Annotated in this window: 17 protein-coding genes and 2 pseudogenes; 11 read left to right on the top strand and 8 right to left on the bottom strand. The window is 71.1% G+C overall.

What is annotated here, in order from left to right:
- The 4 genes and pseudogenes from JHN45_RS44500 to JHN45_RS44485 form a co-directional block, all read left to right on the top strand.
- A pseudogene (locus tag JHN45_RS44500) lies at nt 1-305 on the top strand (ATP-binding protein); the annotation flags it as partial.
- A complete protein-coding gene (locus JHN45_RS44495) occupies nt 302-778 on the top strand; it encodes a roadblock/LC7 domain-containing protein (RefSeq protein ID WP_019071413.1) in 477 nt (158 codons plus the stop codon). The pseudogene JHN45_RS44500 and the gene JHN45_RS44495, both read left to right, overlap by 4 nt.
- Before the next feature lie 36 nt (nt 779-814).
- A complete protein-coding gene (locus tag JHN45_RS44490) occupies nt 815-1,270 on the top strand; it encodes a DUF742 domain-containing protein (RefSeq protein WP_200715195.1) in 456 nt (151 codons plus the stop codon).
- On the top strand, nt 1,257-1,856 hold the full coding sequence (locus JHN45_RS44485; protein ID WP_200715196.1) for an ATP/GTP-binding protein: 600 nt from the start codon (nt 1,257-1,259) through the stop codon (nt 1,854-1,856). Before JHN45_RS44490 ends, JHN45_RS44485 begins: the two co-directional genes overlap by 14 nt.
- Nucleotides 1,857-1,922: 66 nt before the next feature.
- Here the strand turns inward: JHN45_RS44485 and JHN45_RS44480 are convergent, their stop codons facing one another.
- Genes JHN45_RS44480 through JHN45_RS44470 form a run of 3 tightly spaced genes read right to left on the bottom strand, consistent with a single transcriptional unit; the run spans nt 1,923 to nt 4,410 of the window.
- Nucleotides 1,923-2,591, bottom strand: coding sequence for an ABC transporter permease (locus JHN45_RS44480; protein ID WP_200715197.1), 669 nt, complete (start codon nt 2,589-2,591; stop codon nt 1,923-1,925).
- Entirely contained in the window at nt 2,588-3,283 is a 696-nt protein-coding gene (locus JHN45_RS44475; RefSeq protein WP_200715198.1) for an ABC transporter permease, read from the bottom strand. The genes JHN45_RS44480 and JHN45_RS44475 overlap by 4 nt, the downstream gene beginning before the upstream one ends.
- A complete protein-coding gene (locus tag JHN45_RS44470; protein WP_201055068.1) occupies nt 3,280-4,410 on the bottom strand; it encodes an ABC transporter ATP-binding protein in 1,131 nt (376 codons plus the stop codon). Before JHN45_RS44470 ends, JHN45_RS44475 begins: the two co-directional genes overlap by 4 nt.
- A gap of 244 nt (nt 4,411-4,654) precedes the next feature.
- On the opposite strand from JHN45_RS44470, the gene JHN45_RS44465 reads away from it, so the two are divergent.
- Together JHN45_RS44465 and JHN45_RS44460 are read left to right on the top strand one after the other, a co-directional pair.
- Nucleotides 4,655-5,497 (top strand): dolichyl-phosphate beta-glucosyltransferase, encoded by an 843-nt coding sequence (locus JHN45_RS44465; protein WP_201055066.1) that lies wholly within the window; start codon nt 4,655-4,657, stop codon nt 5,495-5,497.
- On the top strand, nt 5,494-7,596 hold the full coding sequence (locus JHN45_RS44460; RefSeq protein WP_201055064.1) for a glycosyltransferase family 39 protein: 2,103 nt from the start codon (nt 5,494-5,496) through the stop codon (nt 7,594-7,596). The genes JHN45_RS44465 and JHN45_RS44460 overlap by 4 nt, the downstream gene beginning before the upstream one ends.
- A gap of 84 nt (nt 7,597-7,680) precedes the next feature.
- Here JHN45_RS44460 and JHN45_RS44455 read toward each other — a convergent pair whose 3' ends face one another.
- From JHN45_RS44455 to JHN45_RS44445, 3 genes are all read right to left on the bottom strand, one after another.
- Nucleotides 7,681-8,421 (bottom strand): FAD:protein FMN transferase, encoded by a 741-nt coding sequence (locus JHN45_RS44455; RefSeq protein ID WP_201055062.1) that lies wholly within the window; start codon nt 8,419-8,421, stop codon nt 7,681-7,683.
- Nucleotide 8,422: 1 nt separating this feature from the next.
- Nucleotides 8,423-8,872: an FMN-binding protein gene (locus JHN45_RS44450; RefSeq protein WP_201055061.1), complete on the bottom strand. Its 450-nt coding sequence runs from the start codon at nt 8,870-8,872 to the stop codon at nt 8,423-8,425.
- A gap of 84 nt (nt 8,873-8,956) precedes the next feature.
- Nucleotides 8,957-9,115 carry an Arc family DNA-binding protein gene (locus JHN45_RS44445; RefSeq protein WP_201055059.1) on the bottom strand — a complete coding sequence of 53 codons (159 nt, stop codon included), beginning with the start codon at nt 9,113-9,115 and terminating at the stop codon, nt 8,957-8,959.
- A gap of 28 nt (nt 9,116-9,143) precedes the next feature.
- On the opposite strand from JHN45_RS44445, the gene JHN45_RS44440 reads away from it, so the two are divergent.
- Entirely contained in the window at nt 9,144-10,367 is a 1,224-nt protein-coding gene (locus JHN45_RS44440; RefSeq protein ID WP_201055058.1) for an RNA-guided endonuclease TnpB family protein, read from the top strand.
- 26 nt (nt 10,368-10,393) lie between these two features.
- On the opposite strand, the gene JHN45_RS44435 is transcribed toward JHN45_RS44440, so the two are convergent.
- Nucleotides 10,394-11,731 (bottom strand): ferric reductase-like transmembrane domain-containing protein, encoded by a 1,338-nt coding sequence (locus JHN45_RS44435; protein ID WP_201055057.1) that lies wholly within the window; start codon nt 11,729-11,731, stop codon nt 10,394-10,396.
- 150 nt (nt 11,732-11,881) lie between these two features.
- Between JHN45_RS44435 and JHN45_RS44430 the strand changes: the two genes are divergently transcribed.
- The gene (locus JHN45_RS44430; protein WP_307783370.1) at nt 11,882-12,571 is read left to right on the top strand and encodes a response regulator transcription factor; all 690 of its coding nucleotides are present in this window, start codon (nt 11,882-11,884) and stop codon (nt 12,569-12,571) included.
- Nucleotides 12,568-14,035, top strand: a pseudogene (locus JHN45_RS44425) (sensor histidine kinase). The gene JHN45_RS44430 and the pseudogene JHN45_RS44425 overlap by 4 nt, the downstream one beginning before the upstream one ends.
- A 115-nt stretch (nt 14,036-14,150) precedes the next feature.
- On the opposite strand, the gene JHN45_RS44420 reads toward JHN45_RS44425, so the two are convergent.
- A complete protein-coding gene (locus JHN45_RS44420) occupies nt 14,151-14,756 on the bottom strand; it encodes a GPP34 family phosphoprotein (RefSeq protein WP_201055056.1) in 606 nt (201 codons plus the stop codon).
- A gap of 369 nt (nt 14,757-15,125) precedes the next feature.
- Here JHN45_RS44420 and JHN45_RS44415 point away from each other — a divergent pair, with 369 nt between their 5' ends.
- Nucleotides 15,126-21,980, top strand: a complete 6,855-nt coding sequence (locus JHN45_RS44415) for an SDR family oxidoreductase (protein ID WP_374195681.1) — start codon at nt 15,126-15,128, stop codon at nt 21,978-21,980.
- A gap of 1 nt (nt 21,981) precedes the next feature.
- Nucleotides 21,982-25,232, top strand: a 3,251-nt coding sequence (locus JHN45_RS44410) for a type I polyketide synthase (protein ID WP_201055055.1), incomplete at its 3' end; no start/stop codon positions are given.

Below are 25,232 nucleotides of genomic sequence, written 5' to 3'. Positions count from 1 at the left end.
CCCTCACCCACCACGCCCCGGCGGACGACTCCGCCGCCTTCGACACCGGCCCCGGAGGCTCCCGCCCCCTGCGCCGACGGGTCAAGGGCGCCACCCTTCGTACGGGCGCCGAAGACGCCGCCCAGCAAGCCGCCAGGCAGGCCCCCCGGCCCGCCGACGCGGACGCCGTCCGCTCGGCCCTCGAAGAGTTCGAGGCAGCCGTGGAGCAGGCCAATCGCGACAGCGACACCCTCACGGGCCTGCGCCCCTCGGACGCGGACCACCCGCACGACCGGAACCATCTCCCGAAAGGAGCGGAGCAGTGAGTACGTCGACAGGTGAAACTCCCAGGGGAGGCACCACGCCGGCCGAACTGCAGGCAGCCGCGGCCGATTTCAACTGGCTGCTCAACCGTTTCGCGACGGAGACCGCGGGTGTCGTCGACGCCATCGCGGTGTCCTCCGACGGTCTGCTGATCGCCGTGGCGGAACTGCGCGAGCACGCCCACTCGGAGCGGCTCGGGGCCATCGTCTCCGGCATCACCAGCCTGGCCGCGGGCGCCTCCGGCAACTACGGCCTCGGCGGCCTGAACAAGGTCATCATCGACCTGGAGGGCGGCCACGTCCTCGTCTCCGCGATCGGCAGCGGCGCCGTCCTCGGCGTCGTCACCGACAAGGAGGCCAAGCTCGGCAACATCGCCTACGAGATGACGCTGTTCGCCAACCGTGCCGGTTCCGCGCTCAACCCGCAGCTGGTGCTCCAGCTGAAGAACAGCGTCGGCGCCGCTTCGGCTCGGTGACCGGTCCCCGACCGGTCGAGAGAGGAACAGCCACTCATGCCCGACGGCCGCACTCCGAGCGGTGCCGGCGCGGACGGGGACACGCCCCCGGATCGCGATCCGGTGCGAACGCCCTCCGCCGTACGGCCGTTCCTGGTCACCGCCGGCCGGGTCGCGGGTGCGGGAGCCACCGCCTCCGGGCGGCCGATCCCCGTCGAGACCCAGGTGGTGGCCACGGCCGCCGGGCTCGACGTGCTCGACCGGCTCTCCTTCGAGCAGCACGACATCGTCGCCGCCTGCCGGCAGCCGCAGTCCCTCGCGGAGATCGCGGCCCGGCTGCGGCTGCACCTGAACGTGGTGCGGGTCCTCGCCGAGGACCTGCGGGCCGCGGGACAGCTGACGGTGCATGTGCCGAACACCGACATCACCCATGACGCAACCGTCCTGCGAAGGGTCATCGATGGCCTCCGCGCCATCCCCAACTCCCGGGGAGTACTCCGTGACACCGACTGAACCGGTCGCCCGCGGTGCGGCTGCGCAGACCGTCGTACGACCGCCGCTCCCGGTCAAGATGGTCGTCGCGGGCGGCTTCGGCGTGGGCAAGACCACCACCGTGGGCGCGATCTCCGAGATCGAGCCGCTGACCACCGAGGCCGCGATCACCGAGGTCGCGGCGGGCGTGGACGACCTGTCCCACACCCCGCGCAAGACCACGACCACGGTGGCGATGGACTTCGGCTGCATCACCATCGACCCGACCCTGAAGCTGTATCTGTTCGGTACGCCCGGGCAGGACCGGTTCGGCTTCATGTGGGACGACATCGTGGAGGGCGCGGTCGGCGGTCTCGTCATCGTCGACACCCGTCGCCTCGACGACTGCTACGCCGCGGTCGACTACTTCGAGCACAAGCAGATCCCGTTCGCGGTCGCCCTGAACGCCTTCGACGGCAAGATCGAGCACTCCCTCGACGAGGTCCGCTGGGCGCTCGACGTCAACGAGCGGGTCCCGGTCATCGCCTTCGACGCGCGGGAGCGCGGCTCGGTGCGGGACGCGCTGCTGGTCGTACTGGAGCTGGCGCTCGCACGCTCCCAGGGCTGACGGACGACACAGAAGATGGGGGGGAGGGCTCAGGCCCTCCCCCCCCCATTTCACTTGCTACGACGCTCAGTTGCTCCTGCGCACCCCCGGGGACACCGCGAGCCGCGCGATGCCCCAGAAGACCGCCAGCGTCACCAGGGCCATCCCGGCGACCAGGGTGGCGCCGCCGACGACCTTCTCGTAGTTCTTCTGGTAGAGGCCGTCGATGATGTAGCGGCCGAGGCCGCCGAGGCTGACGTAGGCCGCGATGGTGGCGGTGGAGACGATCTGGATGGCGGCCGAGCGCAGGCCGCTGAGGATCAGCGGGAGCGCGACCGGCAGTTCCACCTGGAAGAGGATGTTCGTCTCGTTCATGCCCATGCCGCGGGCGGCGTCGACCGGCGACGGGTCGACGGAACGCATCGCCTCGTACGTGGTGACCAGGATCGGCGGTACGGCGAGGACGACCAGCGGGATCATCACCGGCACCAGGCCGAAGCCGATCAGCACGAACATCAGCACCAGCAGTCCGAAGCTGGGCAGTGCGCGGGCGGCGGTGGCGATGAGCGAGAGGGTGTTGCCGCCGCGTCCGGTGTGGCCGGTCAGCAGACCGACGGGGAGGCCGATGGCGGCGGCGATGGCGAGCGCGATCAGCGAGTACTGGACGTGCTCGCGCAGCCGGGTGGGGATGCCGTCGTAGCCGTGCCAGTGGGTGCTGTCGCTGAAGAACAGGTTGATGTAGTGGAGTACGTTCACCGGGCTGCGTCCTCCAGTACGGGTTCGGCCGGTGCGGGCCGGGCCTTGCGGGTGCCGCGCGGCATCCAGGGCGTGAGGAGCAGGCGTACGGCGACCAGGACGGCGTCCACGACGATGGCGAGGACGGCGGTGGTGATCACGGAGAGCCAGATCAGCCGCGGCTGGTGGTAGATCTGACCGTCGTTGAGCAGATTGCCCAGCGCGCCCTGGTTGCCGATCAGCATGCCGACGCTGACGAGGGAGATGCTGGACACGGTCGCCACCCGCAGCCCTGCGATGATCGCGGGCACGGCGATCGGCAACTGCACCTGGAGGTACCGGCGTACGGGCCCGAGGCCCATCGCGGTGGCCGCGTCCAGGGTCTCCTGCGGTACCGAGCGAACGCCGTCGACGATCGCCGGGACGAACACCACGAGGCTGTAGACGCCGAGCGGGATCATCACGGTGGTCTCGGTCTGGCCGGTGTAGTCGATGAGGACGACGAAGAAGGCCAGCGAGGGGATCGCGTACAGCACGGTCGTCACCCACAGCACCGGCGGGTACAACCAGCGCAGCCGCACACAGAGTTGGGCGATGGGCAGCGCGACCACCAGGCCGACGAGGACCGGGATCACCGCCTCGCGCAGATGCAGCCCGATCAGGCCGAGGTAGCTGTTCTGGAGGTCGCTGGGGATGCGGAACCAGTCGTTCATCCGAGGACCTTCGTGCCCGGCCGCAGCGCCGCGTGGGCGCTGCGGATCGCCTCGCCCACGGCCTGCTGCGACACGACGCCCACGACCCGGCCGGTGTCGTCCACGCCGACCGCCCAGCCGGTGGGCGACAGCACGGAGCCGTCGAGCGCGGCGCGCAGCGAGTCCTTGCCGGCCGCGAAGGGGCGGCCGTACGCGAGGAGTTGAGCGGTGTCGACGCTTCCGGCGGCGAGCGCGCCGGGCTCGCTCCAGCCGAGCGGCCTGCCGTCCAGGTCGGTGACGAGGAGGTACGGCACACCGGGCGTGGTGCGTTCGGCGATCTGCTCGGCGGTGGAGTCGACCGCGACGATCGGGGAGGTCTTGAGGTCGAGGCCGGCCGAGGAGAAGAAGGACAGGCGGCGGATGCCGCGGTCGGCGCCGAGGAAGTCCTCGACGAAGGCGTCCGCCGGGTCGGACAACAGCTCGGCGGGCGGCGCGAACTGGGCGAGCTTGCCGCCGGTGCGCAGCACCGCGACCATCGTGCCGAGCTTGATGGCCTCGTCGATGTCGTGGGTGACGAAGACGATCGTCTTGCCCAACTCCTCCTGGAGGCGCAGGAGTTCGTCCTGAAGTCCCTTGCGGACCACGGGGTCGACGGCGGAGAACGGCTCGTCCATGAGGAGGACCGGCGGGTCGGCGGCGAGGGCGCGGGCGACGCCGACGCGCTGCTGCTGGCCGCCGGAGAGCTGGTAGGGGTACCGCTTGGCGAGGGAGGCGTCGAGGCCCACCCGCTCCATGAGTTCGGTGGCCCGCGCCCTGGCCTTCTCCTTGCCCCAGCCGAGCATGCGGGGCACGGTGGCGATGTTGTCGACGATCGTGCGGTGCTGGAAGAGTCCGGCGTTCTGGATGACGTAACCCATGGACCGGCGCAGGGTGTTGACCGGCTGCTTGGTGATGTCCGCGCCGTCCAGGGAGATCGTGCCCTCGCTGAGGTCGACCATCCGGTTGATCATGCGCAGGGTCGTCGTCTTGCCACAGCCCGAGGGGCCGACGAGGACGGTGATCGAGCGGTCCGGTATGTCCAAGGACAACCGGTCGACCGCCACCGTGCCGTCCGGGTACCGCTTGGTGACTGAATCTATCCGTATCAAAGCGCCGAATACCCTTCGGATGTGGCAGAAACTGCCCGTTCCTGGCCGCTGTCTCAGGCCGTTGAGGGGAGAGTCTAGACGGCTTGTGTAGCGGGAACTTGGCGGGCACCTGAGGGGTTTTGGGTGCCGCTTCCTGGGGGTTCGTCTCGGATCGACTGTGCCCTTCCTGTGAGTCCGCTGATTCTCATCGGCCGTTCAGCGAAGGCACAGCCACGCCCTAGACAGCGCCCGGATCGTCACCGTCATGAACGAACAGAACGCGGGAGGCGCCCGGCAGCGGTCGGTCGAGATCGTGGTGCCGGTCTACAACGAGGCGCACGTCCTCGCCGGCAGTGTCGGCCGTCTCCACGCATACCTCGAATCGTCCTTCCCGTTCCCGTTCACGATCACCGTGGCGGACAACGCGAGCACCGACGCCACCTGGCAGGCGGCGCTCGACCTCACCGAGCGGCTGCCGCACGTGCACGCCGTGCACCTCGACGCCAAGGGCCGGGGCCGCGCGCTGAAGCACGTGTGGAGCCGCTCCGAGGCGGACGTGGTCGCGTACATGGACGTCGACCTCTCCACCGGCCTCGAAGGCTTCCTCCCCCTGGTCGCCCCGCTCCTGTCCGGCCACAGCGACGTGGCGATCGGCAGCCGACTGCACCGGCAGTCGGCCGTACAGCGCGGCGCCAAGCGGGAGTTCATCTCCCGCTCCTACAACCTGCTGCTGAAAGCAGGCCTCGCGGCCCGCTTCTCGGACGCGCAGTGCGGCTTCAAGGCCGTGCGCACCGAGGTGTTCCGGGCGCTCGCCCCGCACATCGAGGACACCGCCTGGTTCTTCGACACCGAACTCCTCGTCCTCGCCCAGCGCAACAAGCTCCGTATCCACGAGGTCCCGGTCGACTGGATCGACGACCCCGACAGCCGCGTCGACATCGTCCGTACCGCCCTCGACGACCTCAAGGGCATGCGCCGCATGTTCAAGCAGACGATCACCGGCCGCGCCCGCATCGCCGCCGTACCCCACCGCACCCGCACCACCACCCCTGTCCTGCCCGCTGGGGCGCCCGCCACTTCCGCGGAACACCTGGAGTACGCGTCATGACGACCCTCGCCCCGCCCCCCGGTCAGGAGAGCGCCCACCGCTCGCACCGGGCGGCCCCGCCCGCCGACGGCGGCCTCAACGCCCGCGCCAGAAGGCTCTTCACGGGCCCGGAGGACGACCCGCGCTGGGCCCGCCCGGCCCTCTGGGCGATCCTGCTGCTGGCCACGGCGCTCTACGCCTGGAACCTGACCTCGATCACCGGCAACACCTTCTACGACGCCGCCGTGTACAGCGGCACCAAGAGCTGGAAGGCGTTCTTCTTCGGCGCGCTGGACTCCGGCAGCTTCATCACGGTCGACAAACCACCGTTCGCCCTCTGGGTGATGGGCCTATCGGCTCGCGTATTCGGTTACGGCACCTGGCAGTTGATGCTCCCGATGGTCGCGGCCGGCACCGGGTCGGTGGCCATTCTGTACCGCAGCATCAAGCGGGACTTCGGCGCGGTGGCGGGCACGATCTCGGCGGTGGTCCTCACCCTGACCCCCATCACGGTGGCCATCACCCGTGACACCAACCCGGACCCGATCCTCGTCCTGCTGATGATGCTCGGCGCGGTGGCCCTCCTGAAGGCCGTCCGCAACGGGAAGTTGATGCCGCTGGTGTGGTCGGCGGTCGCGATCGGCTTCGCGTTCAACACCAAGATGATGCAGGCGTACGTCGTCCTGCCCGCGTTCTTCCTCGTCTACCTCTGGGCCACCAACGTCTCCCTCGGCAAGCGCATCCGCAACCTCGCCGTCGCCACCGTCGCGCTGGTCGTCTCCAGCGCCTGGTGGATGGTGATCGTCGACCTGATCCCGGCCTCCTCCCGCCCCTACATCGGCGGCTCGACGGACAACACGGTGTGGGACCTGGTCATCGGCTACAACGGCTTCGGCCGCATCTTCGGCGCCAGCTCCTCGGTCGGCTCGCAGGGCAACGGGGCTTCGTTCGGCGGCAGTTCGGGCCTATACCGGATGTTCAACGAGATCATGGGCGGCCAGATCTCCTGGCTGATCCCCTTCGCGGCGATCGCGCTCATCGCCGGTCTGGTGCTGCGCGGACGCGCTCCCCGCACCGACCCCAAGCGCGCGGCGCTCATGCTCTGGGGCGGCTGGTTCGTCCTCCACTTCCTGACCTTCTCGCTCGCCGAAGGCACCTTCCACCCGTACTACGTCACCGCCATGGCCCCCGGTATCGCGGCCCTGGCCGGTGCGGGCGGGGTGCTCCTGTACCGCGCCTTCCGTGAGGGCGCGGCGGCGAAGTGGGCCTGGGTGCTGCCGGTCGCCATCGCGGCCAGCACGGTCTGGGCGGTCGTTCTGCTCCAGCGGGTCTCCGGCTCCGGCACGGTGTACACGGTCGCGGAGATCGTGGTCGCGGTGGCGGGCATCGCCTCCGTACTCGGCCTGCTGGTCGGCCGGTTCACGCACCGCCACCGCCTGATGGGCTTCGCGGCGCTGGCCGCCGTGGTCGCCCTCCTCGCCGGTCCCGCGGCCTACTCGGTCTCGGCGGCGACCTCCTCGACCAACGGCACCAACCCGACGGCCGGTCCGAGCACCGGTGGCGGTATGGGCGGCGGAGGTGGCGGTGGCGGTATGGGCGGCGCGCCGAGCGGCGCCAAGTCCGGTACGAAGCCCAGCGGTTCGGCCCCGTCCGGCACGCGGCCCTCGGGCAGCGGTTCGGCGCCTTCGTCCTCGTCGTCCTCCTCGTCGAACTCCTCCGCCTCCTCGGAGTCCGGTTCCGAGTCCGGTACGCAGCAGGCCGGTGGTGGCGGTATGGGCGGCGACACGCAGGTCTCGTCCGCGATGATCACGTACCTCAAGAAGCACCAGGACGGCGCCACTTGGCTGCTGGCGGTGTCCACCGACCAGACGGCGTCCTCGATCATCCTGGAGTCGGGGCAGCCCGTGATCTCCATGGGCGGCTGGTCCGGCAGCGACAACGCGATGACCCTCGCGAAGCTCAAGTCCCTGGTGAAGTCGGGCAAGTTGCACTACATCACGGTCAGCAGCACCGGCGGCCAGGGCACCAACTCCGAGATCACGACCTGGGTCAAGGCACACGGCACGGCTGTCTCCGCCTACAGCGGCCTCTACCGCCTGGACGCGTCCGACGTCAGCTGAACCACAAGCCACATTTCCCGACAGGAAGGGCCGCCGGTAACCCCGGCGGCCCTTCCGCTTGTCGTGGCTACTTCGGTCGTGTCCCTACGCCGCCACCGTCGCGACCGGGAATCCCGGTGTACGGCGGACCCGGCGCTCCGCGTCGACCGCGAAGACCTCGCAGCCGGGCCGGGCGGCGGCCCAGTCGACGCCCTCCGGGCCCATCGCGAAGGCCGCGGTCGCCGTGGCGTCCGCCTCCGTCAGCGACGCGGCGACGACGGAGAGGCTGAGCAGTCCGGTCGCGGGACGCCCGGTGCGGCCGTCGACGATGTGGTCGCCGCGTTCGTAGCGAGCGGAGGTCGCCACCGCCCCGTCGGTCAACTCCAGGACCGTGCACAGCTGGTCGGCGTGCTCGGGGTGCCGTACGCCGACCCGCCACGGACCGCCGGACACGACCACGTCGCCGCCGGCGTTGAGGATGAAGCGCCGGGCGCCGGCGGCGGTGAGCAGTTCGGCCGCCCGCTGCACCGACCAGCCCTTGACGACCGCGCAGGGGTCGAGGGGCCGACCGGGCAGCCGGACGTCGAAGGCGCCGCCGGTCGCGAGCCGGTACTGCTCGCAGAGGTCGAGTACCTCTGTCAAGTCCGCGCTGAGGTCAGGGAGTTGGAGTTCGCCCCGGTCGTAACGGCAGACCTCGCTGTCCGGGCGGAACGGGCTGAAGCGGGCGTCGACCTCACGCAGCCAGGCGAACAGCGCGTCCGCCGTCTCGTCCAGGCGGGAACCGCCGCCCTCGTCGTCGATCCGCAACGACACCGGGAACCCCATCACATGCTCAACGCGGTTCATTTCAGGCGCCCTTGGCGTCGATGGCGGCCTGGAGCGACTGGACGTAGGCGTCGCTGGTGATCGTGGCGCCGGAGACCGTGTCGATCTTCGAGCTCTGCGCCTTGAGGGTCTCCTCGATCAGCACCGGGACGGCCGCGGTGGTCTGCGGGTGGTTCGGCTGCTGGAGCATGCTCACGGCGCTGATCTTGTCGCCCTCGAAGGTCACCTGCACCTGCACGGTGCCCTTCTCGGTGTTGATCGCGGTGCCCTGGACGACCTTCTTCGAGGAGGTGGAAGGGGTCGACGAAGAGGCATCCGTAGAGGTGGAGGTCGAGGTGGGGGTCGGCGTCGAGACCGCCGCCGTGCTCGGCGTACTCACCGAACTCGTCGTCGTCCCGATGGACGGCTCGTAGCGCCACACGGGGATCAGACCCGCGACGGACAGCACCAGGACAGGTATGACTCGCTTCACCGGGTACCTCCGAGGATGCCCCGACCTTCAGGCCGGAGAGGAATCGCGCTCCTGCGGAGCAGGGCAGGAAAAGCCGAGTCACTGTCAGGACGATTCGGCGTCCGCAACAGCGGCGTCGCGCTCACCCTCCAGCCGGTAGACGATCTCGGAGTTGAGAGACCTGCGGGCAGACTTGGCCTGAGCGGTGAGCCACCGGTGCAGCTCCGTAGGGAGCCTGAGCGTGATCTTTGTTTCTTCATCCATACCCCTAGCGTAGTAGTAGATTGGTGGCATGACGACCCTGAAGGAAGCCGAGGTTGCTGGACGTGCCCGGTACACCTACCGGCTCCGCGTGTCGTCGACCGCCCGAACGGCCCTTGAGGCGGAGTGGGCGCGCTGCCGGTGGATCTGGAACGAGTGCTGCGCCCGGTCGAAGAAGGCGTACGCCGACGAGGAGAAGTGCGGCCCGGCCCGTCTCGACAAGATGCTGACCGAAGCCCGCACCGCGAACTCCTGGCTGCGCGAAGGCAGTTCGGTGCCGCAACAGCAGACGATCCGCGACTTCGCCAAGTCCCGCGCCAAGGCCCTGAAGGACATCAAGGCCCGGCTGCCGCAGCACCAGCGGGCCGGAATGCCGAAGTGTAAGAAGAAGCGCGTGGCCGACCCGACGTTGAACTACACGCAGCGCGGGTTCCGACTCAAAGACGGCCGCCTGCATCTCGCGGGCGGGATCGTGCTGAGTGTGGTGTGGTCGCGGGACCTGCCCAAGCCGCCGTCCTCCGTCCGCGTCTACCGCGACAGTCTTGGCCACTGGTACGCCTCGTTCGTCGTGGCGACCACCACCGAGGCCCTTCCCGCCACCGGCCGTGTGATCGGCATCGACTGGGGAGTGAAGGAAACCGCGACCACCACCAGCGACGCCCACGACCTCCCGCATCCCCAGCACGGCAAGACCGCCACCACCCGCATCACCCGTTACCAGAAGCAGATGGCCCGCCGCTGTGCCCCCAGAGGCAAGCCACAGTCCAAGGGCTACCGGCAAGCACAGGCCCAGGCCGCGAAGGTCCACAAGAAGGCCGCCCGGCAACGGCAGGACACCGCCCGCAAATGGGCCAAAACCATCGTCCGCGACTTCGACCAGCTCGCGGTCGAAGACTTCCGCCCGAAGTTCCTCGCGAAGTCCACGATGGCCCGCAAGGCGGCGGACGCCGCGATCGGCACGACGAAGACGGCCCTGCTGGACATGAGCCGCAAGCACGGCCGGACCGTGCACCTCGTACACCCCGCGCACACCACCATGGACTGCGCACAGTGCGGAGCGAGAACCAAGCACGCACTTCCTCTTTCAGAACGTACCTACACCTGCACCGCGTGCGGAACCGCGTCTCCCAGGGACAAGAACTCCGCCCGCGTGATGCTGGTCCGGGCTGGTCTCAACCCGGCTGGTGCCGATCGTGTAAGAGCTGACGGACCGCCGGTCCACAGCCAACGTGAGCCAGGAATCCCCCACCTTTAGGTGGGGGAGGTTTCAAGATATGTCTCTCATCCCGCCAGGCTGAAGCGTTCGAAGTGGATCTGCTGCTTGGGCACGCCCATGTCGCCGAGGGTGCGCAGTACCGCGTTCATCATCGGCGGGGGTCCGCAGAGGAAGACGTCCCGGTCGGCGATGTCCGGTACCAGGCGGGCGAGTTCACGCGAGGACAGCTTGTCGGGGACGGGCGGGCCGGTGAGCAGGTGGAGTTCGGCGCCCTTGGCCCGGGCCAGCTCGGCGAGTTCGCCGTAGAGGACGGCGTCGCGCTCGGCGGAGACGCGGTAGATGACGACCGCGTGGCCCTCCAGGTCCTCCAGCAGGGCGCGGATCGGGGTGACGCCGACGCCGCCCGCGATGAGCAGGGACTCGGTCTTCCGGCGGTGCAGGGTGGTGAAGGCGCCGTAGGGGCCCTCGGCGAAGACGCGGGTGCCGACCTTGAGGTGGCGCAGGGCGGCCGTGCCGGCGCCGGCGGTCTTGGCGGTGAGGCGGAGGCCGTTGCCGTCGGGGGCGGCCGAGAGGGAGAAGGGGTTGGCCTGCCACCAGCGGTCCTTGGTGAGGAAGCGCCAGAGGAAGAACTGGCCGGCCTGGGCGGGGAGCCGGTCGAGGTCGCGGCCTGTGATGTAGATCGAGACGACGTTGTCGGACTCGGGGACGACCGCGGAGACCCGGAACTGGTGGCGGAGGTTGCGCCACAGCGGCAGGACCAGGCGGCCGAGGGCGACCGAGCCGAGGGCCACGCCCCAGACCACGTACCAGTACGTCTTCGCGGCGGAGGACGCCGTGAACGTCGTACCGACCGCGACCTGGTGGGTGAAGGCGAGGACCACCGCGACGTAGGTGTAGAGGTGGATGAAGTGCCAGGTCTCGTAGGCGAGGCGGCGGCGGGCGTAGCGGGCGGAGGTCGCGCCGATGACGAGGATCAGGGCGAAGGCGACGAGCGCGCGCAGGATGCCCTCGGTGGTCTCGGCGAGGTCGACGACCTCGCCGACCGGGCCGGTGTCGGTGCCCTGCGCGTAGCCGAAGGCGATGAAGACGAGGTGCCCGAGCAGCGTCCAGAGGAGGGCGAAGCCGGTCCAGCGGTGCCAGGAGGTCATCCGGTCCATGCCGATGCGGCGGTCGAGCCAGGGCAGGCGGGCCACGAGCAGCAGCTGGAAGGCCATCACGAGCGCGCCGTAGAGGCCGAGGAGGCGGCCGATGACGATCAGCGAGTTGGAGGCGAATCCGGCCTGGGCGAAGAAGACGGTCACCACGGCGACGTTCGCGGCCAGCACGGCGTACAGGCCGGTGCGGGCCACCACCCTGGGGCGTATCGCCGTGGGGGGCGCAGGGGGTGATTGGACGGTCGTCACGGACGGCAGCTCCTTGATCGGGTCCTGGGAGACGAGCTTGACCTCGGGGCGCTGTCGTTTTCCTGTCGAACAACTTTCAAGTACTTATCGATGTGGGTGCGGCGGTGCCGCGGGTCTGGCGCTGATCGGCGGGTGGCGCAGTATGAGCGGGTGGACAAAGTTCGACTCCTCGTCGTGGACGACGACCCGCCGATCGCCGACCTCGTCGCGACGGTCGCCCGCTACGAGGGCTGGGAGGCCGCGTGCGCGTACTCCGGTGAGGAGGCGCTGACCGTCGCCGCCGAGTTCCAGCCCGACATCGTGGTGCTCGACCTGATGCTGCCCGGCCTGGACGGCTTCGGTGTGCTGGACCGGCTGCGGCACTCCGGGACGATGGTGCCCGTGGTGTTCCTCACCGCGCGGGACGCGGTCGCCGACCGGGTCGCCGGGCTGACGCGCGGGGGTGACGACTACCTGGTCAAGCCGTTCGCGGTGGAGGAGCTGATGGCCCGGCTGCGGACCGTGCTGCGGCGCAGCGCCGGGCCCGGTTTCCCGCGCTCGGTGCTGCGGGTCGCGGACCTCACGATGGACGAGGACACCCGGGAGGTGCGGCGCGGCGAGCATCTGATCACGCTCACCCCGACCGAGTACGAGGTGCTGCGCTATCTGCTGCGCAAGGCGCCGACCGTGCTCACCAAGGCGCAGATCCTCGACCATGTGTGGGAGTACGGCTTCGGCGGCCGCTCCAATGTGGTGGAACTGGTGGTCAGCCGGCTGCGCCGCAAGCTCGACGAGGGGCACGATCCGCTGATCCACACCGTGCGCGGCTTCGGCTATGTGATCCGGCAGGCCGCCGAATGATCGGACGACTGCGTCACAACTGGCGCAGGCTGCGGCTCGGCACGCGGCTCGCGCTGGGGCTGGGGGCGCTGGCCCTGGTGGTGTTCGCCGTCGTGGGTACGGCCCTGACGACGTACATGCGGGACTATCTGTCGGCCCAGCTCGACGACCAGCTCGGGCTCGCCCAGGGCGCCCAGTCCAAGTCCATCGCGGCGAGCGGCACGCTCCAGGGCAAGAAGTACTACCGCTGGTACTACGCCGTGTACGACGTCAAGGACGGCAAGCCGGTGCTCCGCAAGCCCGAGGAGAGCTCGGACCTGCCGGCCGACATCGGCGATCTCACGGCAGTGGCACAGGCCCAGATCGCCAAGGGCACCGAGGTGCTGCGCACCAGCGATCTCACGGGCGAGGGCGAGTACCGGCTGCGCGGCTGCGCGGTCGAACCCGGTGTGGTGCTGGTCAGCGGTGCGCCGATGGACGACATCGACGACACGGTACGACAGCTCGTGATCATCCAGGTGGTCGCCTTCGGTCTTGCGCTGCTCGCGCTGGTGGTGCTGGGCCGCAGGCTGCTGCGGCGCGGGCTGCAGCCGCTGAGCGACATGGCCCACACCGCGCACGGCATCGCCTCGCACGACCTGTCCGAGTCGGCGGCCAGGCTGCCGTTGCGCGCGGACGAGCGGGGCGGCGGCCCTGAGATCGAGGAGCTGCCGCTGCTCCGCCTCCGCGCGCACCGCGTTCAACACGATGCTGGAGCACATCGACGACTCCCTCGCGGTGCGCGCGGAGGCGGAGCAGCGGCTGCGCCGGTTCGTCGCGGACGCCTCGCACGAGCTGCGGACGCCGCTGATGTCGGTGCGCGGCTACGCGGACCTGTTCCAGTACGCGGCGGCGAACGTACCCGAGGAGCGGGACAAGCACCTGGCCCGACTGCGCGCCGAGGCGGCCCGCATGGGCATCCTGCTCGACGACCTTCTCCTGCTGGCCCGCCTGGACGCGGCGGACGTGGAGACTCCGATACGGCTGCAGGACGCGGAGCTGGTGGAGCTGGTGGCGCAGGCGGCGGACGCGTTCCGGGCCGGGCATCCGGACCGTCCGCTGACGGTGACGGTGCCGCCGGCCCCGGTGCGGCTGCGCGTCGACCCGGTGCGGATCCGGCAGGTGCTGGACAACCTGCTGACCAACGCGGCCGTGCACACCCCGCCCGGCACCCGGGTGTCGGTGACGGTGACGGTCACCGCGGGCACGGCGTCGGTACGGATCGCCGACGCGGGTCCCGGCATCCCGGACGCCGACCGGGCCCAGGTCTTCGACCGCTTCTACCGTGTCGACAAGGCCCGCAGCCGGGACCGCGGCGGCAGCGGGCTCGGCCTCGCGGTGGCGCGCTCGCTGGCGACGGCCCACGGCGGCACGGTCGAGCTGACGTCGGAGCCCGGGGCGACGGTGTTCACGGTGACGATTCCGCTGGGGGCGACCGCGTCCTAGGCCCGGCGCACACCTTGTGCCTACCATGGGTAACGTGGCGTCACCTGGGGCACAGGACCATCAACTGGCTCTGCCTTTTCGGCAGTTGCCGCACTGCGCGGCAACTGAACGACCGTCACATACCGCGCCACACGTTGTCATAGGCCGCGTCCTCGACGCTCTTGCGCTGTCGGACGGCCTCCAGTTCCGTCACCGCGTCGTGGACGGTGGCGAGAACGGTGTCCAGGGCCTCGTCGGTGACCTTCGCGGAGTCCTCGTCCGACACCTCGCGGATGCCGACGGCCGCGGCGAGCTGGGCGAGGACGGGTTCACCCGTGGCCCAGCGATCCGCCGCCCGGCTGCGGGCCGGGGAGTCCACCAGGGCCGCCTTGCCGCTGCGGACCGGGATCCAGCGACCCCGCTGCCGGGCGGCCAGCCCCTCGTTCTCCAGCGCGGCGAGATAGGCCGAGGACAGACCCCGCCCCCGCCGCCACAGCCAGTCCTCGACCGACTCGTACGGCGTCTCCCGTACGAGGGCGGTCGCGGCCTCGTCCAACAGACCGTCCGACAGGGGAACTTGGACGTTCGGCACGATCAGTTCGCCGTCCAGCGCGACGGCATCGGCGGCGAGGAGGTCGACAACCTCGGCGCCCGCGAGCGCGAGCGAGAGATCACCCGACTCGACGGGGTGGTCGGGGGCGACATCCATGGCGACGATCAGCAGGTCCCGGGGTGTGCTCATGGGTGCCAACCTAGCGCGGCTCGTGCGAGGAGGCAGCGACACCCAACGTTTACATAATTCCGTTCCGCAGTCGGCCATGTTTCGGGACCATGAGCCTCGGATGAATACCGGGGGTTTTTGGACCGCTTGCGCCACTGCGGTCCGAATGGCGTGCCCTCTGAAGGAAATTGGCGGGGTTTCCGGTTGTTTGGGGGCTCGTTCGCGCTGGCCGGATCATTTCCCTGCGCCTGGCGCTTACCTTTCCGTTGTTGACCGCCGAGTAACAGTGACGCTAGCTTTCAACCAGCCAACTCGCGTCTCTGCGATTCCGTTCGGCGCCCACAGGCCGAAACCCCCCACCGTGCAGTTTCACCGTTTATTCGGAGAATCATGACGTCTGTCGCGCGCGCCGCAGAAATGATCATTGGAATCACGCCGTTCCATGAACCGGATGCCCGACTCGCGGCGGCAGTGAGCCGCGCCGGTGGGCTCGGTGTACTGGACCTGGGAATTGGCGACCGAAGATCCAGAGAGGCCCTGGCGCGAATCCGACGCTGGTCCCCTGGCCCTTTCGGGGTACGCGTCGGGGCCCACTGCCGGATCGTCCCCTCGGAACTCGCCACGGCCGCCGACGGCGGCCCTGGCACCGTCGTGCTCGCCGTGGACGCTCCGTGGCGGATCGAGGAGGTCGCCGACTCGTTCCGGGTGCTGGTCGAGGTCATCGATCCCGACCAGGCGCTGACGGCGGTCCGCGCCGGTGCGCACGGGCTCATCGCCCGGGGTGCCGAAAGCGGCGGCCACATAGGCGAGTTGAGCACGTTCGTGCTGCTCCAACGGCTGCTCGCCGAGCCCGGTGTCACCGTCCCGGTCTGGGCCTGCGGCGGCATCGGCCCGCACACGGCCGCCGCGGCGGTGGCCGGTGGCGCGGCCGGGGTCGTGCTGGACAGCCAGCTGGCACTGCTCACCGAGTCGTCGCTGCCGGAGACGGCGGCAGCGGCGCTGCGCTCGATGGACGGCTCCGAGACCGCGGTGATCGCCGGTCACCGGGTGCTGCTGCGCCGAGGCCCCGACGCCCCGCAGGTGCCCGCCGAGCGGGTCTCCGAACTCCTCGGCGCCCGCGACCCGCGCACCCAGCTGCTCCCGGTCGGCCAGGACGGCTTCCTCGCCGCGCGGTTCGCCGAGCGCTGGGGCGACGTGGGCCGGACCGTGCGTGAACTGACCGCCGCCGTACGGAAGTCGATACGCGACGAGGCACCGGCCGGGGCACTGCGCGCCGGCTCACCGATGAGCCGCCGGCTCGGTACTCGACTCCCCATCGCCCAGGGCCCGATGACCCGTGTGAGCGACCAGGCGGAGTTCGCCGCGGCCGTCGCCGGGGGCGGTGCCCTGCCGTTCGTGGCGCTGGCGCTGGCGAGCGGCGAGCAGTCGCGAACGGTCCTGGCCGAGACCCGCGCCGCCGTGGGCGACCGGCCCTGGGGTGTCGGGGTGCTCGGCTTCGCGCCCGAGGAGATGCGCAACGCCCAGCTCGAAGCGGTACGGGAGTTGAGGCCCACCCACGCGATCGTCGCGGGCGGCCGCCCCTCCCAGGCCGAGTCGTTGGAACGGTCCGGGATCGCCACCTTCCTCCACGTGCCCTCGCCGGGACTGCTGCGGCAGTTCCTGGACGCCGGGGTGCGCAGGTTCGTGTTCGAGGGCTCCGAGTGCGGCGGCCACGTCGGACCGCGCGGCAGCTTCCCACTGTGGGAGGCCCAACTCGCCGTCCTGGACGACTTCTTGGAGACAGCGGCAGCGGGCACGGCCGAACACGTCGAGGTCTTCTTCGCGGGCGGCGTCCACGACGAGCGCTCGGCGGCGATGGTGGCGGCGCTCGCCGCACCGCTCACCGCGCGCGGCGCCGCCGTCGGCGTGCTGATGGGAACCGCCTACCTCTTCACGGAGGAGGCGGTGACGCGTGGAGCGGTCCAACCCCTCTTCCAGGAGCAGGTGGTCCGGGCCACGCGGACCGCGCTGCTGGAGACCGCGCCCGGTCACGCCACCCGCTGCGTACCCAGCCCGTTCAGCGACAACTACCTGCTCTTCGAAGCCGAGTTGCGCGAGCAGGGCGTCCCGGACCGGCAGATCTGGGAGAAGTTGGAACGGCTCAACGTCGGCCGGCTCCGCATCGCCAGCAAGGGCGTGGAGCGGGACGCGGCCGGTGCGCTGACCTCCGTGGACGAAGAACGCCAGCTCGCCGAGGGGATGTTCATGGCCGGCGAGGTCGCCGTGCTGCGTTCGGCGACCACCACGATCGACGCCCTGCACCGCTCGGTGACCGAAGGGGCCGCCGACTTCCTGGCCGACAGCGCGCGAACCGCCCGTGCCCTCCTGGGAGTTGCGGAGCAGGCCGAATCGGAGCCGCCCGCCCCGCTGGACATCGCTGTCATCGGCATGGCCTGCATGTTCCCCGAGGCCCCCGACCTCCCCACCTTCTGGGCGAACATCCTCGGCGGACGCGACGCGGTGACCGAGGTCCCGTCCGACCGCTGGGACCCCGCCGTGCACTACGCGGACGACAAGAGCGGCGCCACCCCGTCGAAGTGGGGCGGCTTCCTGCCCCGCATCCCCTTCGACCCGCTGCGCTACGGCATCCCGCCGACCTCCCTCGGCAGCATCGAACCGGTCCAACTGCTGGCCCTCGAAGCGGCCCGGCGCTCCCTGGAGGACGCCGGATACGGCGACCGGGGGCGGCAGTTCGACCGCGCGCGCACCTCCGTGGTGTTCGGCGCGGAGGCGGGCAGCGACCTCTCCAACGCGACCACGCTGCGCGCCGTACTCCCCTCCTACTACGGGAGGATCCCGCAGGGCATCGAGGAGCAACTCCCCACGCTCACCGAGGACTCCTTCCCCGGGATGCTCTCCAACGTGATCTCGGGCCGGATCGCCAACCGGCTCGACCTCGGCGGGGCCAACTTCACGGTCGACGCGGCCTGCGCGTCCTCGCTGGCCGCCGTCGACGTCGCCTGCAAGGAACTCGTGGGCGGCACCAGCGACATCGTGCTGTGCGGGGGCGCCGACCTCCACAACGGCATCAACGACTACGTCCTCTTCTCCTCCGTGCACGCCCTGTCCCCGACCGGCCGCTCCCGCGCCTTCGACAACTCGGCGGACGGCATCGCGCTAGGCGAGGGTGTCGCCTGCGTGGTCCTCAAGCGGCTCGCGGACGCGGAGCGGGACGGCGACCGGATCTACGGCGTCATCAAGGGAGTCGGCAGCTCCAGCGACGGCCGCTCTCTGGGCCTGACGGCACCCCGGCCCGAGGGTCAACGGGCCGCGCTGGAGCGGGCGTACCGCAACGCGGGCGTCTCCCCCGCCTCGGTCGGCCTGGTCGAGGCGCACGGCACGGGCACGGTCGTGGGCGACCGGACCGAACTCTCCATCCTCAGCGAGGTGTTCACCGAGTCCGGTGCGGAGACGGGCAGTTGTGCGCTCGGCTCGGTCAAGTCACAGATCGGGCACACCAAGTGCGCCGCCGGACTGGCCGGACTGATCAAGACCGTGCTGTCCCTCTACACCGGGGTCAAGCCGCCCACTCTGCACATGAAGCAGCCCAACTCGGCCTGGAAGGAGGACGACAGCCCGTTCGTCTTCCACGCCCGGCCTCGTCCCTGGGCGGCCCCCGCCGAGGAACGCGTCGCGGGACTCAGCGCGTTCGGCTTCGGCGGCACCAACTTCCACACGGTGATCCAGGCCTACGGCGATGCCGTGCCCCCCGCGCACGGCCTGGACGCGTGGCCCGCCGAACTGTTCACCTTCCGGGGCGCGGACCGCGTCGCGACGCGCCGGGGCATCGAGGAGACCCTGAAACTCGCCGAGTCGGGTTCCTGGAGGCTGCGCGATCTCGCCCTCAGCGCGTCCCGCCGCTCCGACGCCCGGCATGAACCGGTCCAAGTGGCCGTCGTGGCCAAGGATGTCGAGGAGCTGGCCGGGCAGTTGCGGCGGGCGCTGGCCGGCGAGCACGATCCCGGCGCGGGGATCCACGCGGCCGACCTCCAGGAGGACGCAGGCCAGGTCGCCTTCCTCTTCCCCGGTCAGGGCAGTCAGCGGCCCGGGATGCTAGCCGACGTGTTCATCGCCTTTCCCGAGCTGCAGCACTATCTGCACCTCGGCCGCGACCACGCCGACACGCTCTACCCGCCGACCGCCTTCGACGACACGGCCCGCGACCGCCAGCAGGCCGGCCTCACCGACACCCGGGTGGCGCAGCCCGCGCTGGGCATCGCCGGGCTCGCCGCCCACGCGCTGCTCACCGAGGCGGGCGTACGGCCGGACATGGCGGCCGGGCACAGCTACGGCGAGCTGGTCGCCCTGTGCGCGGCCGGCGCCATCGCCCCGGAAGCGCTGCTGCAACTGAGCGCCGAACGCGCGGTGGCGATCCTCGAAGCCACCGGCGCCGACGATCCGGGCACCATGGCCGCGGTCGCCGCCGGTGCCGAGGAGGTCGAGCAGGCCCTGAAGACGGCGGGCGCACCCGACTCGGTCGTCCTCGCCAACCACAACTCGCCCCGCCAGACGGTCATTTCAGGCCCGACGGAGGCGGTCGCGGAAGCCGTGCGGCTGCTGCGCGAGGCCGGTCTCGGCGCCAAGCGCATCCCCGTCGCGTGCGCCTTCCACAGCCCGCTGGTGGCGGGGGCGGGCGAACGGTTCGCCCAGGCCCTCGCCCAACAGGCCGTGCTCACACCCGAGTTCCCCGTGTGGTCCAACCGCACGGCGGCCCCGTACGGCGAGGGCGCCGACGCGGTCCGGGCCGAACTCGCCGCGCAGATCGGCGCGCCGGTCGGCTTCGTCGCACAGATCGAGGCGATGTACGAGGCGGGGGCGCGGGTCTTCGTCGAGGCGGGCCCCGGGTCGGTGCTGACCCGGCTGGTGGCCCAGATCCTCGGGGAGCGTCCGCACCGCACCGTCGCGTGCGAGCCCCGGCAGGACAGCGGGCTGCGCGGCTGGCTCGACGCGCTGGCCCAACTGGCCGTCGCGGGGCTGCCGGTGCGCACCGGATGGCTGTTCAACGGGCGCGACGCCGTCGACGCGGCCCGGACTCCTGTGCCCAAGCGGCCCGGCTGGACGGTCGACGGACAGCTGGTCCGCACCGCCGCCGGAGACCTTCTCCCCGGTGCCCTCGCACCGGCCCGACGCGTTGTGGAGACGACTGTGACGACGAACCCTCAGGGCGGCGCCCCCGTCGAGGCGAACAGGGACGCGCTCATCTCCGAATTCCTGCGCACCAGCCGGGAGATGGTGGCCGCGCAACGGGACGTGCTGCTGACCTACTTCGGCGCGACGCAGGCGACGGTGCCCCAGGGGACCTGGATTCCCGCACCGGCACCCGCCGTGGTCGAGGCGCTCCCGCAGACACTCGCCCTGCCCGCCGCCGTCGAGGCTCCGGTCGCCCAACAGACCACCGTACAACCGGAGTCGGGACCCGAGGCCGTCACCGAGGACGACGTGCTGCGGGTCGTACTGGAGATCATCAGCGAACGCACCGGATATCCCGTCGACATGATCGAGCCCGACCTCGACCTGGAGGCGGACCTCAGCATCGACTCCATCAAACGGGCCGAGATCGCGGGTGAGTTGGCGCAGCGGCTGGGCATCGGCGGCGGCGCGGACATCGCCTCGCTCGACGACGCCGAGCTGGAGGACCTGGCGAAGGCCCGTACGGCGGCTTCCGTCACGGGCTGGCTGTCGGCACGGCTGACCGGGCCCGCCGCCCCGGCAGCCGACACCGCCCCGCAGGACGAGGTCATGGGCTCGGCGCCCAAACGCCTCCAATTGCGACCGGTACTGCTGCCGCATCAGGACAGCGACAACCCGGCGGACCCGGCGTCCGTCCTGAGCGGCCGACGGTTCGTCCTCCACGGCGACGGCGACGTCCCGGAAGCGATCGCCGCGCGCCTCTCCTCGTACGGAGCCGACACGGTGACCGTCGCTCCAGAGCACCAACTCACCGCAGCGGACGGGCAGGTGGACGGCGTCCTGTATCTCGCGCCGCTCACCGCGTCGGCGCCGGTGCTGCCCGAGGCGTTCCCCGTGTTCCAGGCCGCGCTCGCCCGGAATCCGCGCCAACTGATCGCCGTACAAGGGCCGGAGGGCGGATCAGCGGGCCTGCACGGGCTGTTCCGTACGGTGGCGCGCGAGTATCCGGACACGGTCGCCCGCCTCGTCGAGGTGGCGGACACCGCACCGGCCGCCGTCGCCGACGCGCTGCTCGCCGAACTGCTGGCGCCCGGCAGCGAGCCGGTCGTGCTGCGAACGGCCGCCGGACGCCACGGACTTGAGCTGACCGAGACACCGCTCGGCGCGCTCGCGACCAACGGTGCCGGTCCTGCCGGTGACGGGGTCGCCGAGGCCGCCGCCATCGGTCTCGACCGTGACGCGGTGGTACTGCTGGTGGGTGGCGCGCGGGGCATCACCGCGAAGTTCGCGGTCGCGCTCGCCGCGGCCTCCCGGTGCCGTATCGAACTCCTCGGCAGGACGGCCGCACCGGCCGGACCCGAGGACCCGGCTACCGCGGGTGCCCGTACCCCGGCCGAACTGCGCGCGGCCCTCGCCGGACAGGGGGGACGCACCCCGGCCGAGATCAACCGCACCGCCGAACTCCTGCTCGCCCAGCGGGAGATCACCGCGACCCTGGAAGAACTCGCGGCCCTCGGCAGCGAGGCCCGCTACCACTCCGTCGACTTCCGCGAACCGGACGCGGCGCTCCAGGCGGTCAAGGAGATCCACGCCGAGCACGGCCGTCTCGACGGTGTCGTCTACGCGGCCGGGGTCATCGAGGACCGGCTGATCGCCGAGAAGACCACCGAGTCCTTCCAGCGGGTCTACGGCACGAAGACGCACGGCGCCGAGACACTGCTGTCGGCACTGGAGGAACTGCCCAACGGCCCTGCCTTCGCCGTCCTGTTCGGCTCCATCTCGGCCGTGCTCGGCAACCGCGGACAGGTCGACTACGCGGCGGCCAACGACGCCCTGGAGAGCCTCGGCACCGCCTGGTCGGCGCGGACCGGGCACCGGGCGCTGACCGTGCACTGGGGTCCGTGGGCGCCCACCGGCGGCCATCACGGCATGGTCACACCGGAGTTGGGACGCGAGTACGCGCGGCGCGGTATCTCGCTGATCGACCCCGAGGAGGGCACCGCGGCCCTGCTGCGCGAACTCGCCTTCGGCGACGAGTCGGCCGGAGCCGTCGTCTACACCGCTTCGGGCTGGTGACATGACCGACCGTCAAGTGCCGGTCGCGATCGTGGGAATGGCGGTGCTGCTGCCCGGCGCCGCCGACCTCGACGCGTACTGGCGGAATCTGCTCGCGGGCACCGACGCCATCAGCGAGGTGCCGGACGGGCGTTGGGACGCCGACTACTACCGGCCGGACTCCGCGAGCGGTCCGGCCGTGGCCGATCAGGTGTACTGCCGGCGCGGCGGCTTCGTCGACGGACTCGCGGAGGTCGAGGTCACCCGGTTCGGCATCATGCCGAACTCGGTGCCCGGCACCGAACCCGACCAGCTCATCGCCCTCCATGTGGCCGCCGCCGCCCTCGCCGACGCCGGCGGGGAGAGCCGACTGCCCGACCGGCACCGGGTCGGTGTGGTGCTCGGCCGGGGCGGCTATCTCACCCCCGGCCTGGTCCGCCTCGACCAGCGGGTCCGTACGGCTGGCCAACTCGTCCGCACCCTGGGCGAGTTGCTGCCCGACCTGGACACCGGTCAACTCGACCGGATCCGCACGGCGTTCACCGACAGCCTCGGCCCCGACAGCCCCGAGTCGGTCATCGGCCTGGTGCCGAACCTCGCGGCGTCCCGCGTCGCCAACCGCCTCGACCTGCGCGGCCCGGCGTACACGGTGGACGCGGCCTGCGCGTCCTCGTTGATCGCCGTCGACCAGGCGGTCACCGAACTCGCCGCCGGGCGCTGCGATTTGATGCTCGCCGGAGGCGTCCACCACTGCCACGACATCACCCTGTGGAGCGTGTTCTCCCAACTCCGCGCGCTCTCCCCGAGCCAGCGGATCCGCCCCTTCCACCGGGACGCCGACGGCATCCTGATCGGCGAGGGCACAGGAGTTGTCGTCCTCAAGCGCCTCGCCGACGCCGAACGCGACGGCGACCGGATCTACGCCGTCATCCGTGGCACCGGTGTGTCCAGCGACGGCCGAGCCGCGAGTCTCGTCAACCCGGACTCGACCGGCCAGGCCCACGCCGTACGCCAGGCCTGGGAGGCGGCGGGACTTGATCCGGCGCTGCCCCATTCGATCGGCCTGCTGGAGGCGCACGGCACGGCGACGCCCGCCGGTGACGGGGCCGAACTGGCCACGCTGGCCGAGGTGTTCGGACCCGAAGGTGATGCGGTCATCGGCTCCGTGAAGTCGATGATCGGCCACACGATGCCAGCCGCCGGGGTGGCCGGTCTGGTGAAGGCCGCGCTCGCCGTGCACCACGGGACGCTGTTGCCGACCCTGCACTGCGACGACCCGCATCCGGCGCTCGCGGCAACGCGGTTCCGTCCGCTGGCGAAGGCGGCGCCCTGGGAGACCACGCCCGAACAGCCGGTGCGGCGGGCGGCGGTGAACGCGTTCGGGTTCGGCGGCATCAACGCGCATGTCGTGCTGGAGGAGGCGCCCGGGGCTCGCGCATCCCGTGCGTCGGCGGTGGTCGTCGACGAGCCGGAACGCGTGTTGACCCTCGCCGCCGACAGCCCCGAGGCGCTGGCCGCGCTGCTGGACGCGGACGACTCCGCACTGCTGGCAGCAGCGACAGCCAACTCCCTCTCCGGCCGCTCCCGGCTCGGCATCGTCGCCCCGGACGCCAAACGGCTCGCGCTCGCTCGGCGCGCGGTCGCCAAGGGGCGGGCGTGGCAGGGTCGTAGCGATGTGTGGTTCACGCCGAGCCCGCTGCTCGGCGCGGGCGGCGGCAAGCTGGCGTTCGTCTTCCCGGGTCTGGAGGGCGACTTCACGCCCCGGGTCGAGGACGTGGCCGCGCACTTCGGACTGCGCGAGAACAAGTCCTCAACTCCCGCGCAGGTCGGGGATGTCGGCCGCCACGGCTTCGATGTCGTGGGCGTGGGACGGCTGTTGGACTCCGCGCTGCGCCGGATGGGTGTCGTGCCGGACGCGGTCGCCGGGCACAGTGTCGGCGAGTGGACGGCGATGACGGCCGCCGGGGTGTACTCGCCGGACGAGGTGAGCGACTTCATGGAGTCGTTCGACCCGGACTCGGTGACGGTGCCCGGGCTGGCCTTCGGGGCGATCGGTGCTCCCGCCGAGCGTGTGCTGTCGGCGCTCGCCGCCGAGTGGCCGGACTCCGGGATCGTCCTCTCCCACGACAACGCGCCCGGCCAGTCGATGGTGTGCGGGCCGGACGAGGCGGTGGACGCGTTCGTGCGGTCCTTCCGTGCGCAGGGTGTCCTGAGCCAGGTGCTGCCGTTCCAATCCGGCTTCCACACACCGATGTTGAGGCCCTACCTCGCACCGATCGAGGAGGCCACGAACCGCTTCCGCCTGCATCCGCCGACGGTCCCCCTGTGGTCGGGGACGACCGCCTCGCCGTTCCCCACGGACGAGAAGGCGGTCCGCGAACTCTTCATCCGGCATCTGCTGGAGCCCGTGCGCTTCCGGCAACTCGTCGAGGCCATGTACGACGCCGGTCACCGCGCGTTCGTCCAGGTCGGCACCGGCCAGCTCGGTTCTCTCGTCGACGCGACACTGAGCGGACGCGACCATCTGGTGATCGCCGCCAACTCGCCCCACCGCTCAGGCCTCGCCCAACTCCGGCGCGTGGCAGTGGCGTTGTGGGCGGCGGGTGGAGCGGTCGACCCGGCGGCACTCATGTCGGAGAAGAGACCGCCTCGGCAGGAACGCCCGCCCGTGCGGCTCGACCTGGACGGGGCGCTGGTGTCCCTCGACGGCCCGAGCCTGGTGAAACTGCGTGCGGAGCTGCGCACACCGCTCCCGACGAGCGCCGCCACATCCCCCCTGGACGCACTCACCGACCGCTTCCCGGCCGCCGCCGAACTGCACGCCCTGATGCGGGAAACCGCCGACACGGCCGCCCAACTCCTCGGCGCGGGCGGTCGTCGGGCGGTTGCGACCATCCCAGCTCCACCCCGGCAGCAGCCGCCCGCCCCGCCCAGGGAATGGCAGACCACGGTCCATGTCTCCCCCGAGTCCATGCCCTACCTCATGGACCACTGCTTCTTCCCGCAGCGGCCCAACTGGCCCGATGCGGCGGACCGTTGGCCGGTGGTCCCGGCCACCACGATCGTCCAGCACATCATCGACGCGGCCGAGCGGACCGCGCCCGGTATGCGCGCGGTCGCCGTGCACGACGCGCGGTTCGACCGCTGGCTGACGGCGACGCCGTCCGTCGACGTACCGGTACGGGTGGTCACCGAGGCCTCCGGCCGGCTCGCCGTCTCCTTCGGCCCGCACGCACGCGGTGTGGTCGAACTGGCCCCCGCCCACGCCCCGTT

Origin of the sequence: Streptomyces sp. MBT53 (assembly GCF_016654115.1) — a bacterium.
Taxonomy (GTDB): domain Bacteria; phylum Actinomycetota; class Actinomycetes; order Streptomycetales; family Streptomycetaceae; genus Streptomyces.
Note: the sequence above shows the minus strand (reverse complement) of the source record. Positions and strands in the feature narration are given on the sequence as shown.